Origin of the sequence: Caloranaerobacter sp. TR13 (assembly GCF_001316435.1) — a bacterium.
In the GTDB taxonomy this organism is placed as follows: domain Bacteria; phylum Bacillota; class Clostridia; order Tissierellales; family Thermohalobacteraceae; genus Caloranaerobacter.
Window position 1 is genome coordinate 125,839 of sequence record NZ_JXLL01000001.1, and the last position, 11,633, is coordinate 137,471.

An 11,633-nucleotide genomic window follows, 5' to 3' on the forward strand; every position below is an offset into this window, starting at 1 on the left:
TTGCAGCAGTAATGGGGGTAGATGGCGGCTGGTGTCGCCTCTGGTCTTCAAAACCAGTACGGGGCGTTAGGAGCGTCCTGGGTGGGTTCGATTCCCACATATCCCCGCCATTAATTGATATTTAGAAAAATATGCGACATAGAAGTCGCTTTTTTTATTTTTTGCATTTTTTGTTACATTCTTTGAATTTAATTTTAGTATTGGTATAATTATAGTAGTGGGGTATTGAAAATATATTCACATTTAAATATAAATTGCTTATTGAAAGGGGATTTCCTATGAGGTCAGGAAAGAATATAATGGTTTGTGTTACACAACAAAGAACTTGTGAAAGATTAATTATGAAAGGATATAAAGCTGTAAAAAGCGATAATGATAAATTATTTGTAATACATGTAGTTAACGAAAAAGATAATTTCTTGAACAATTCAAGTGATGGAGAGGCTTTGGAATATTTATTTAATGTTTCAAAAAAAGTAGGTGCTGATTTAACTGTATTAAGATCAAAAGACGTAGTGAAAGCCATGGCTGATTTCGCTAGAAAGCACAATATTACTAATATTATTATGGGTGCTTCACCAGACGGTGAGGATTTAAAAGATCACAAAATAGCAATGAAACTAAAGCAGATGTTACCATTTGTTGACTTTACTATTGTTTAGAAATGATTGAATTAAACAAACTCTCTTGGGAATAATAAAAATGCTATAAGTAATATATTTATCCAAGGGAGTGTTTTTATGGGAAAAAGACTAAATTTACTAGTGTTTAGTGGTGATTATGATAAAGCTTTAGCTTCTTTAATCATTGCTAATGGTGCCAAGGACTTAGGTATAGATGTAACTATGTTTTTTGCATTTTGGGGCTTATTAGTTATAAGAGATCCAGATAAAATAGAATTTGAAAAGAAATCTTTTCTTCAAAAGATATTTAGCCTTTTTATACCAAAGGGGATAGAAAATTTGAGTTTATCAAAAATGAATATGGGTGGAATGGGACAGAAAATGTTAAAAAAGATGATGAAAGAAAGCAATAAACCACTACTTGTTGATTTTTTAAATGGTGCTAGGAAAAAAGGAGTTAAATTCTATGGTTGTAAGTTATCACAAGAGGTAATGGGCTTTAAAAAAGAAGAATTAATACCAGAAGTAGAAATTATAGAAGTATATGAATATCTCAAAGATGCTTTAGAGTCAGATATACAATTATTCATTTAAAGAAAAATGGGGGGACGATATGTCTTTTATTAAAAGAGCATCTATAGCTATAAAATATTTATTAGATTCAAATGTTCCATTTTCAAAAAAAATATGGATTATATTAGGGCTTATCTATTTAATTAGTCCAATTGATCTATTACCAGAACCAATATTAGGATTTGGTATAATTGATGATATTGTTTTAATAATGTACATTTTAGCAAAACTAGCTAAGGATTTAGATGAATATATGAATAAAGAGAAAAAAATAATAGAAAATGTCGAATATGAAGTTAAAGACGAAAAAGATTAAATATATTCATATTTGATGTCTAAAAACTGTGACAATTCATATAAAAAATGGTAAAATAGACATATAATCAATCGAAAGGAAGATTATATGTCGAGTAAAATATTTGAAAATCTTACCGTCATAGACATATATATTGAGAATAAATACCAGAAAATTTTAAGATGTAAAGGGAAAATTTCTGGTGAAGAGTATCTAGTAAATATTTTATTTGACAAGAGTTTATTTAAAAAAGAAGAACTAATTGTATTAAAAGAAGAATTTGATTTAGTAGAAAAGGTTGAAGAAACTGAAAAAGCTGTTTACATAATTACTAGACATGATGTCTATGAAGATATTTATGAACATATTCAAAAAAATAAAATTACACTTAGCAATCAAATTAATTATGCAACTTTAATCTTAGAAAAAATAAATAAGATTAAATATTTACCATTAGAAGTTATATCATCAGCTGTACAAAATAACAATATTAAAGTAGATGAGAATGATAAATTGATTTTTACAGGACTAATAATTTTATCTGATGATAAACTTGTATCATATGGTCAAATCTTAAAAGATATCGCTAATTTATTACATATAATTTTTGGCGGTAGTGAGATTTCTAATGAAAAAATATCTAAAGAAATACCACCAGATATACAGAAAATAATCGTAAAGTGTTTGGAAGAAAGATATGTAACTTTTGATGAAGTATTAAAAGATTTGAAATCATCTAAAATATACAGATTAATTAATCCAGAAAGAGAAGAAGGAAGAAAGATTCATTCTGTTAGAACAAATCTAAAGAAGAGAAAAATGAAGTTCAAAATTAAGAAAAGTGCTCTTGTTCTAGCTATAATTGCGCTTATGCTATTGCCATTTGCAGCTATTTCAATAGGCAAGATGATAAAGTTAAATAAAGAAACAAAAGTTACAATGAATGAAGAAATTACTATAAGTGACTTAGAAGATAAAAGCAAAACACAAAAAAATGATGTATTTGAGCAATATGATATAGCAGATAAAGAAAATGATAATACTTATGATGATGAAGAGCTTTTAAGTTACTTTAATGAGGAGATAATTAATTCATTAAATGAAACAAATGTAGCAAGTATTTCTGAAGAAAAATTTTTCCGAGGTAGTTATTCGCTTAAGGTAAATAATTCTGAAGGTAAAAACGATGAATTCTTAATAGGATTAGTTGATTTGAGTAATGAAAAATTCGATTATTTAAAAAATAGGAATGTAGATATTTCTATGTGGATAAATTCAAACCAAACACAAGATGCGATTATAACTTTGGAATTAACGAATAACGATAAAATTCTCAGCAAGGTTAGCAAAAAAATATATATTATTAAAAATAACTGGACTTTATATAATTTAAATATAAATACAGATGCAGGAGAGTATATAAAGATTTATATTACATCAGAAAAAGCAAGTGATATATGGATAGATTCATTTTCAGTAGAAATATTAAAGTAGGGCAATACGCCCTACTTTATGTATTATTTAAGTTTATTTGCTAAATCACGTTCTGCTTGTTCTATCATTCTTCTTACCATGTAACCTCCTACATATCCTGCGTATTTACCACCGTTTTTTAAAACTTCTCTTGTAATTGGGTCTATGTCTTCTCTTTCGTGTATTTTATCAAGACCTAGTTCGCTTGCAATTTCTAGTTTTAATTCCATTAAAGCTTGTCGCGCTTCTGGCGCAGGTCTATTTCTTCTTGCCATTTCAACAACTCCTTTCTTTTTTATTTATAGTTTTCCTAATATTTGTTTAATTAAATCATGATAAATTTACCAAATAATTATATATAAGACTTAAAACTGGACATACACAAAAATTTAGAATTACGAATAAATTATAAAATAGATATGATATGGACGAAAATGAATATCAATTGAAAAGGAGGATTATAATGAAAGGTAAAATCAAAAGAGTATTTCCAGGAGGTAATACTGCGAAAGGATTTTATTCGTACTACGACTATATAATAGAAGACGATGCAAACCGAATTTTTGTTGTAAAAGGTGGTCCAGGAGTAGGTAAGTCTTCTATGATGAAGAGAGTAGCTCAAGATTTATTAGAATTAGGTTATGATGTTGAATATCATCATTGTTCATCTGACAATAATTCTATTGATGGAATTGTTATTCCAGAGCTAAACGTGGCAATGATTGATGGTACAGCACCACATGTAGTTGACCCTAAAAACCCAGGAGCAGTAGATGAAATAATACATTTAGGTGACTACTGGGATGTAGACAAAATGGAAAAAAATAAAGAAAATGTATTAAAAACTAATAAAGAAGTAGGTAGATTATTTAGAACTGCATATAAATATTTAGAAGCAGCAAAACCTATATATGAAGACATAGTTGATAAAAATAGTGAAGCAATGGATTTTGGAAAAGTAAATATAGAAATTCAAAAATTGATTGAAGAAATATTTGGAGATATAAAAGTAAGTGAAAAAACAGGAAAAGATAGACATTTATTTGGTAGTGCATATACACCAAAAGGATGGGTAGAATTTACAGATACTATTTTGCAAGATGCAGAGAGAATATATTACATTAAAGGTGATATAGGTACAGGTAAGAGTACATTATTGAAAAGAGTATATAAAGAAGCACAGAGAAGAGGATTAGATGTTGAAGTATATCATACACCACTAATACCAGAAAAAATAGAGACAGTATTTATCAAAGGTATAAATGTTGGATTAACAACTAGCGAAATGTTTAAAGATAAGAATAAAAAAGTTATAGATTTGAATAAATTCTTGGATATGAAACTAATAGAAAAATATCAAAGCGAACTTGAATATGATAAGGAAATAATGAATGACTTAATAGAAAATGCAATAAAGGTTATTAAAAAAGCCAAAGAAACACACGACTTACTAGAAACAAACTATGTACCAAATATGAACTTTGATGAGGTGGAGAAAGCAAGAAAAGAGATTGTAAGAAGGATATTAAGATATAAAAATAGAAGAAGATAAAAGTTTTCACCAAGGGTATACTGTCCTTGGTGTTATTTTTTTAAATTATTGATAAAATATTTATGAAATCAATTCAATATTTCACCTACTTTTTTGATTTATGGTAATATATAGTTAAAGATTACAGAAAGGCTTATGAATAAAGATTGTTATATAAAATTATTTTATATTTTGAAGAAAGAAAAAATAGGTTATTGATTTATTGAGTTGAATAAAAGCTAATTTATATATATTTTAACAAAATAATCATTTTTACCATTGTTTATTAACTTAATAGAATTGAAAGATTCTTTGAAAGTTTTTTCAATCATAAAAAGTGATTTTCTTCTAAATCCTTTGATATCACTTATATTATAGGAAATAGACAATAGTTTGTTCTTAATATTGAATGTAATATTTGTATAGTTGTTATTTTTACTCCATTGAAGAATACATAATATTTGACTTCATCTTTATAGAAAAAACCGTATACTCCATTTTCTAAAGTTTCATTTTTAATTACTATATTTAATTGTTCATCTTTTATACTGTTAATATCTATTTCCCTGATTAAAATACCATCTTTTAATTGATTAGTGGATATATATTTATTTTTAGGATTTGTTCTTGATGTGTCATTGGTTATTTTATTTTGTTCATTTATTTGTTGGATACTTTTTTTAGAACATCCTGTAACAAGTAAGGGTAAAAGCAGCAAACTGAAAAATATTATTAAAATGGCTTTGGATTTATTTCCCAAGATTGACACCTCTTTTGAAAAAGTTATAATATATTACACCATAAATTACAAGTTAATTTACACCAAAATTGGATACTTCAGACAAAATATTAGTACTAAAATAAAAACATTTAAAAAATGTAAAGAAAATCTTTTAGTAAAAATATTAAAACATTTAAAAAAATTTAAAAATAAATAAAGGAAGGGTGGAGTGTGATTAAAAGAAACATATATATTTTTCTAATGATATGGCTATGCACTGTTATATTAGTGGGATGTGATAATTATACTAAATTAACTTTTAAAGAAGATATAGATTTTATTAAGATACAGATTGGAGAAAAATATAAAAAGATTACTAATCTAAAGGATATTGATAATTTGATTTCTTTAATTGAAGAATCAAATTTAAGAAAAATCAAAGAAAAACAAAATGTAATATATTATAAAATCAAAATATTTATTCATTCAAATGCAAAAGCAGAATATGATGAAACTACTGTGATTAAAGATATAATATTTTATAATGACAACTATTATAAAAGTGAAAGCAATCTAGGGGAGCAGATTGAAAAGATTTATTCAGATATGAGTTATCCAGAGTTAATTGATAAAGATGAAGCTAAAAAAATTAAAACTAAGAAATTAAATAGAAGGAATTTATCATTACAAAAAGCTTTAGAAGGTTATTGGATTGACTCTAAAGGTAATGGTTTACATTTCGAAGATGGACGGTTATATCAAGGAGGATATGAGTTTAGATATCTTATAAATTCTATAGATAGAAATGAAAATTACATACATATTTCATTATTCGGAGTAAAAGGTTTTTTTGTGAAAGGGAAAAAGCTTTTTGATATGCATATAGCTATAGATGATACTAAAAATAATTTAAAACTTAGAAAAGAAATGGTCGGAGGATATGCATATAATTACAATATGATTTATGTTGATGATGAAAATTACAAACTTGGAACTTATGAATCTGATTTTTTTAGAGATTGAGACTAGGTATCAATGCTAAAAATTAAGTTGCGAAAGCTATGTATACATCAATGAAAGCGGGGGATTAAGGTGAATATATCAATAAAAGAACTTAACGAGGATATGTTTACAATTACAGCAGAAATGATTACAGAATTATTGAATTATCATAGGAATTTGAATAATGCACCCAAGCAGTACTGGCATACACTTGAAGAAGGAAAAGAAACTTTAAAAGAGTGGAGAAATACAGGAAGTGTTTATAATATCTTTTGTAATGGAGAAGTAATAGGGTTTTTCTATGTTAGATATGGTGGACAAAATGTAGCTTGGTTGGAAGACTTATATATAGTAGAAAGATATAGAGGAAAGGGTATAGGAAAATATGTTATGTCTAAATTAGACGAGATTATGACTGAAAAAGATATAGTTTCGATATTTGTTGATGTTATACCAAGAAATATAAGTGCGATGAAGTTTTATAGAGAATGTGGCTTTGACCATCTTAATATGATTCAATTAAGAAAAAATTATGATAAGAGACTAGATAAAGAAGATGAAGTGCAAATTTTAGGGTTTAATTTAAAGAAATATTAACATATTTATTCATAAAAAATTTGTTTATAGTTTGTAAAGATAATCATGACATTGGAAATAGATTTATTAGTAAGAAGGATTTTATTTAATTGATAAAGTAGAAAGGACGGGAAAAGATAATTATTCAAAAAATATTCAGATATAAAAAAGAAGAAGATAATAGTTTAACGTCAAGGGTTATATTGCCTTTGGCTTTTTTTGCTCTTTTGCTAATTAAGAAAAGATATATGTATAAAAATTTTTGTGGATATAAGACAAAATATTTTTTTCATATATTCTAATAGGATTTATATTTGCAATTCTAGAAATTAAAAATAGAAGATTTGTTTTGAAGGAAGTTAAACTTTATGATGTTTATTGATAATAGAGATATACAATCAATGAAAATTGAAGGAGTAGTTGAGCGTATAATTAATTTTAATAAATGTTTAAATGATTTTTGGTCTAATGCATTTGAATGGGCTCCATTAGAAGCAGCACAATTACTAAGTAAATCTCGGCTTGATTGGCAAGTCTCATTATCAAAGTGTCTTAAGTTGTGGGTACAAAATAACAATGAGGATATAGAAAATGAAAGTGGTAGATTAATTTTGGCTTGGGCTAATTTAGGAAGTTTGGTAGAAGGAACTATGAAATTATTTCTTTCAATATTTTATAATGACTATAAAGATGATATAGATGCAATAAGAAAGGGTGATAAGTTAATAGACCCAGATGTATTGGATTTAGAAAGAATGAGGCATTTTTTTAAGAAAAGAATATGGGAAGAAAATTATAAATGGGACGAATGGGTTTTACATGTACAACATAGACGTAATGCTATTCATGCTTATAGAAATCGGGAAATTGGAACTTTTGAAGAGTATTATAAGGATTTAAGGAATTATTTATTGTTTTTAAGATATCACAATGAAAGATTTCCATATCCAGATGAAGTTAGTATTCCTAGATTTTAAAGCATAATTAGGGAGAGGATTTAGAATTTTGCAGTGATGAAGAGTTGCAAGAATTTTATTTAAATAATTATTAGAATTGACTAAACTAACGGTAAAATATTAGAATATAATAGAATAAATAATAAAGCAATTAATTTTGGAGGTTTATTTATGTTTAGCAAAGTAAAAGCAGTAATATTTGATTTGGATGGTACTATTGTAGATTCAATGTGGATTTGGGAACAAATCGATATAGATTTTCTGGGTAAAAGAGGTATTAAGCTACCTGAAGATTTGCAAAAAGCTATCGAAGGAATGAGCTTTACAGAAACAGCAATATATTTTAAAAAAAGGTTTAATTTAAAAGAATCAATTGAAGAGATAAAAGAAGAATGGAATGCTATGGCTTATGATTTTTATAAAAACAGAGTTCCATTAAAAAAAGGTGTAAAGGAGTTTATAGAGTATCTTAAACAAAAAGGTACAAAATTAGGTGTTGGAACAAGTAATTCTAGAGAATTAGCAATAGAAGTATTGAAAACTCATAATATACTTCATTATTTTGATACTATAAGAACATCCTGCGAAGTCGAAAAAGGTAAACCGCATCCTGATGTTTTTCTAAAGGTAGCTGAAGACTTAAAGGTAAATCCTGAAGATTGTTTAGTATTCGAAGATACTTATGCTGGTGTACTAGCTGCTAAAAGAGCAGGAATGAAGGTTTTTGCTGTTGCAGATGAATTTTCTTTTCCATATAAAGATGAGATATGCAGTTTAGCGGATAAATATATAGAAAATTTTAAAGAAATTGCTTAGTATAAAAAAGCTAAGCGGCTAGCAGTTAGTTAGCCGCTTTTTAGATTAATTTATATCAATTTTTCTAACACCATCTTTTCCTTCCTTAATTTTAGGAAGAATTATCTTTAATACTCCATTTTCATATTTAGCTTTTATTTCATCTTCTTTTACATTTTGAAGTCTAAAAGTTCTTTGTAAAGTTCCATATCTACGTTCTCTTCTAATATAACCTTCTCTTTCTTCATGGATTATATCTTTTCTATCTGCTTTAATAGTTATATACCCATTGTTAACTGTAATATCAATTTGCTCTTTTGAAAAACCAGGCATATCAGCTTCTATAATATATTCTTTATCTGTTTCTTTTATATCTGCTCTCATTGATAATCCATTGGTATTAAAAAAATCAGCGGAACTTAAGAAAAAATCATCATCAAAGAAATTTTTAATAAAGCTTCTCATATGATTTCTTCTTCTATTATAAGGCGTTAAGTTAGGCATAACTTTAACCTCCTTATAAACTTATGGTTTGTACTTTCTCTATATATTTTATACAAAATTTTGTAAATTAGTCACATAAACAGTGTATAATTATAGAAAATCAGACATCAAAGAACAAGAAAATTATTAATAAAGATGATAACTATATTATTTTAGTCTATAATTATATTTAAGAAATATAGGGGATGGATTATAATGAACTCTGTAAATCATATAAAAATTTCAGTTCGTAATTTAGTAAGCTTTGTTTTTAAAACTGGAGATATTATAAATATTATTAGAGGTAAAAACAGAGCTGTTGAAGGGACAAAAGCTCATAAAAGAGTACGTTTGATGAGAGATGAAGATTATCAAAGTGAAGTTCCTTTAAAACATGTTGTTAATTATAATGATATTTTAATTGAGATTAGTGGTAGAATTGATGGGTTATATAAAAGTGATGATAAAGTTGTAATTGAAGAGATTAAATCAACTTATATTGATATAGATAATGAAAATTTTAAATACAATAGTTTACACTTAGCTCAAGCTAAAATATATGCTTATTTCTATTGTTTAGAAAACAATATTAACAGCATTTCAATACAATTAACATATTTTCAAATTGATAAAGAAAAGTATAAAAGCTTTTTCTTTGATATTGAATTTAAAGAGTTAGAAGATTTCTTTAACAGTATAATGGATTATTTTATAAAACATTATGAAAACTATTGGAATTGGATAAAAATAAGAGATGCTTCTTTAAATAAACTAAAATTTCCTTTCGATTCATTCAGAAGAGGTCAAAGAAAACTTGCAGTGGGTGTATATAGATCAATATTAAACCATCATAAATTATTTGTGTGTGCGCCAACAGGCATAGGTAAGACTATGGGGACTATATTTCCAGCTTTAAAGGCAATAGGAGAAGGAATTTGTTCAAAAATATTTTATTTAACTGCAAAAAATACAACTTCTACTGTTGTTGAAAATAGTCTAGAAATATTAAGAAGCAATGGATTGAAGCTAAAAAGCATTGTGATAACTGCCAAAGATAAGATATGTCCGATGGAAGAAACTAATTGCAATCCAGAATACTGTGAACTAGCAAGAGGATATTTTGATAAAATTGATAAAGCCATTTTAGATATTTTTAACGAAGATGATTTTAATAGAAATATTATTGAAAAATATGCATATAAGCATAAAATATGTCCTTTTGAGTTTTCGTTAGATTTATCTGAATGGGCTGATATTGTTATATGTGATTATAATTATGCATTTAACCCACGAGTACAATTAAAACGCTTCTTTTATGACAATTACGATAAATATGTATTTTTAGTTGATGAAGCACATAATTTAGTAGATAGAGCAAGAGAAATGTTTTCAGCTGAGATAAATAAGAGTAAGTTTTTAGAATTAAAAAGAAAGACTAAGGATGTATCAAATGAAATATTTGAAATTACAAAAACAATTAATTCTAGTTTAATTAAGCTTAGAAAAGAATGTAAAACTACTGAAAATAAATATTTAGTAAAAGATAATAAACCCGTAGAAATATACAAATTGTTAAAAACTTTCATAGGTATAGTTGAAAAGAATTTACATCAAGTTAAAAATGAAGTTTTTTTCAATGATTTATTAGAGCAGTATTTTGAAACCATAAATTTTATAAGAATCTATGAACTGTATTCTGAAAAGTATGTTACTTATTTGGCAAATTCAAAGAAGGATTTCAAAGTTAAGCTAATGTGTTTAGACCCTTCTGAGAATTTAAATAAAATTACAAAAAGAGCTCGTTCATGTATATTTTTTTCTGCTAGTTTGATACCTATTAAATACTTTTTTGAATTATTAGGAGGAGATAATGAAGATAAAATATTGCTATTAGAATCTCCTTTTCCAAAAGATAATTTTTCTCTATTAATAAATGATACAATTTCTACTAAATACAGTAAAAGAGAATTATACTATCATGAAGTTGCTAAATTTATTAAAAGCTTAATAACAAAGAAAACAGGAAATTATATTGTATTTTTTCCATCTTATGAATATATGGACAAAGTTTATGAAATATTTGCAGATAACGATAGTAGCTTTGATATTGTTAAACAGATGAAAGATATGCAAGAGTCCGATAGAATAGAATTTTTAAGTTTATTTACACCTAATAATGAAAGGACTTTGCTAGGATTTGCAGTTATGGGAGGAATATTTGGAGAAGGTATTGATTTAGTTGGAGATAGATTAAATGGAGTTATTATAGTTGGTGTAGGGCTTCCACAGCTGTCTCCTGAAAGAGAGATTTTACGGTTTTATTATAACAAGTTTAAAGGTAATGGCTTTCACTATGCTTATATTTATCCTGGTTTTAATAGAGTTATCCAAGCTGCAGGAAGATTAATTAGAACAGAGTCAGATAGAGGAATAATTTTGCTAATAGACGAAAGATTTACAACTAGAGTATATAAAAAATTAATGCCGATTGAGTGGAATAACCATTGTATCGTAAAAAATACAAAAGAGCTTGAAGACAAAGTTTTTAAATTTTGGTACAAATAACAAGAATTCAAATAAAATTACAGTTATTAAAAGGGAATGT

The 11,633-nt window shown here is 26.5% G+C and carries 13 protein-coding genes and 1 tRNA gene; 11 read left to right on the forward strand and 3 right to left on the reverse strand.

Annotation, left to right across the window (positions count from 1 at the left end):
• Positions 1 to 13 precede the first annotated feature (13 nt).
• The 5 genes from TR13x_RS00585 (at position 14) to TR13x_RS00605 (ending at position 2,985) form a co-directional block, all read left to right on the forward strand.
• Positions 14 to 110 (forward strand) — tRNA-Sec (locus TR13x_RS00585).
• Positions 111 to 278: 168 nt separating this feature from the next.
• On the forward strand, positions 279 to 662 hold the full coding sequence (locus TR13x_RS00590) for a universal stress protein (protein WP_054869939.1): 384 nt from the start codon (positions 279 to 281) through the stop codon (positions 660 to 662).
• A gap of 78 nt (positions 663 to 740) precedes the next feature.
• Positions 741 to 1,217: a DsrE/DsrF/DrsH-like family protein gene (locus TR13x_RS00595; protein WP_054869940.1), complete on the forward strand. Its 477-nt coding sequence runs from the start codon at positions 741 to 743 to the stop codon at positions 1,215 to 1,217.
• A 19-nt stretch (positions 1,218 to 1,236) separates the two neighbouring features.
• Positions 1,237 to 1,512: a YkvA family protein gene (locus TR13x_RS00600; RefSeq protein WP_054869941.1), complete on the forward strand. Its 276-nt coding sequence runs from the start codon at positions 1,237 to 1,239 to the stop codon at positions 1,510 to 1,512.
• Between the two features lie 87 nt (positions 1,513 to 1,599).
• On the forward strand, positions 1,600 to 2,985 hold the full coding sequence (locus TR13x_RS00605) for a hypothetical protein (protein ID WP_054869942.1): 1,386 nt from the start codon (positions 1,600 to 1,602) through the stop codon (positions 2,983 to 2,985).
• 23 nt (positions 2,986 to 3,008) lie between these two features.
• Here the strand turns inward: TR13x_RS00605 and TR13x_RS00610 are convergent, their stop codons facing one another.
• Complete coding sequence (locus tag TR13x_RS00610; RefSeq protein WP_054869943.1) at positions 3,009 to 3,239, reverse strand: alpha/beta-type small acid-soluble spore protein; 231 nt, start codon at positions 3,237 to 3,239, stop codon at positions 3,009 to 3,011.
• 188 nt (positions 3,240 to 3,427) lie between these two features.
• Between TR13x_RS00610 and TR13x_RS00615 the strand changes: the two genes are divergently transcribed.
• Positions 3,428 to 4,516, forward strand: a complete 1,089-nt coding sequence (locus TR13x_RS00615) for a PRK06851 family protein (protein WP_242851704.1) — start codon at positions 3,428 to 3,430, stop codon at positions 4,514 to 4,516.
• 346 nt (positions 4,517 to 4,862) lie between these two features.
• Here TR13x_RS00615 and TR13x_RS00620 read toward each other — a convergent pair whose 3' ends face one another.
• Positions 4,863 to 5,255 carry a hypothetical protein gene (locus TR13x_RS00620; protein WP_054869944.1) on the reverse strand — a complete coding sequence of 131 codons (393 nt, stop codon included), beginning with the start codon at positions 5,253 to 5,255 and terminating at the stop codon, positions 4,863 to 4,865.
• A gap of 192 nt (positions 5,256 to 5,447) precedes the next feature.
• Between TR13x_RS00620 and TR13x_RS00625 the strand changes: the two genes are divergently transcribed.
• The 4 genes from TR13x_RS00625 to TR13x_RS00640 all read left to right on the forward strand — a co-directional run bounded on the left by TR13x_RS00625 (position 5,448) and on the right by TR13x_RS00640 (position 8,566).
• A complete protein-coding gene (locus TR13x_RS00625) occupies positions 5,448 to 6,239 on the forward strand; it encodes a hypothetical protein (RefSeq protein ID WP_054869945.1) in 792 nt (263 codons plus the stop codon).
• 69 nt (positions 6,240 to 6,308) lie between these two features.
• Positions 6,309 to 6,815, forward strand: coding sequence for a GNAT family N-acetyltransferase (locus TR13x_RS00630; RefSeq protein ID WP_054869946.1), 507 nt, complete (start codon positions 6,309 to 6,311; stop codon positions 6,813 to 6,815).
• Positions 6,816 to 7,162: 347 nt separating this feature from the next.
• Entirely contained in the window at positions 7,163 to 7,771 is a 609-nt protein-coding gene (locus tag TR13x_RS00635) for a hypothetical protein (protein ID WP_054869947.1), read from the forward strand.
• 150 nt (positions 7,772 to 7,921) lie between these two features.
• Complete coding sequence (locus TR13x_RS00640; protein WP_054869948.1) at positions 7,922 to 8,566, forward strand: HAD family phosphatase; 645 nt, start codon at positions 7,922 to 7,924, stop codon at positions 8,564 to 8,566.
• A 45-nt stretch (positions 8,567 to 8,611) separates the two neighbouring features.
• On the opposite strand, the gene TR13x_RS00645 is transcribed toward TR13x_RS00640, so the two are convergent.
• Positions 8,612 to 9,049: an Hsp20/alpha crystallin family protein gene (locus tag TR13x_RS00645; RefSeq protein WP_054869949.1), complete on the reverse strand. Its 438-nt coding sequence runs from the start codon at positions 9,047 to 9,049 to the stop codon at positions 8,612 to 8,614.
• A 195-nt stretch (positions 9,050 to 9,244) separates the two neighbouring features.
• Here TR13x_RS00645 and TR13x_RS00650 point away from each other — a divergent pair, with 195 nt between their 5' ends.
• Positions 9,245 to 11,593, forward strand: coding sequence for an ATP-dependent DNA helicase (locus TR13x_RS00650; RefSeq protein WP_054869950.1), 2,349 nt, complete (start codon positions 9,245 to 9,247; stop codon positions 11,591 to 11,593).
• Positions 11,594 to 11,633 lie beyond the last annotated feature (40 nt).

Coding starts and splice junctions, on each gene's coding strand:
- TR13x_RS00590 (WP_054869939.1), top strand. CDS start 279: ATGAGGTCAGGAAAGAATATAATGGTTTGTGTTACACAACAAAGAACT.
- TR13x_RS00595 (WP_054869940.1), top strand. CDS start 741: ATGGGAAAAAGACTAAATTTACTAGTGTTTAGTGGTGATTATGATAAA.
- TR13x_RS00600 (WP_054869941.1), top strand. CDS start 1,237: ATGTCTTTTATTAAAAGAGCATCTATAGCTATAAAATATTTATTAGAT.
- TR13x_RS00605 (WP_054869942.1), top strand. CDS start 1,600: ATGTCGAGTAAAATATTTGAAAATCTTACCGTCATAGACATATATATT.
- TR13x_RS00610 (WP_054869943.1), bottom strand. CDS start 3,239: ATGGCAAGAAGAAATAGACCTGCGCCAGAAGCGCGACAAGCTTTAATG.
- TR13x_RS00615 (WP_242851704.1), top strand. CDS start 3,428: ATGAAAGGTAAAATCAAAAGAGTATTTCCAGGAGGTAATACTGCGAAA.
- TR13x_RS00635 (WP_054869947.1), top strand. CDS start 7,163: ATGATGTTTATTGATAATAGAGATATACAATCAATGAAAATTGAAGGA.
- TR13x_RS00640 (WP_054869948.1), top strand. CDS start 7,922: ATGTTTAGCAAAGTAAAAGCAGTAATATTTGATTTGGATGGTACTATT.
- TR13x_RS00645 (WP_054869949.1), bottom strand. CDS start 9,049: ATGCCTAACTTAACGCCTTATAATAGAAGAAGAAATCATATGAGAAGC.
- TR13x_RS00650 (WP_054869950.1), top strand. CDS start 9,245: ATGAACTCTGTAAATCATATAAAAATTTCAGTTCGTAATTTAGTAAGC.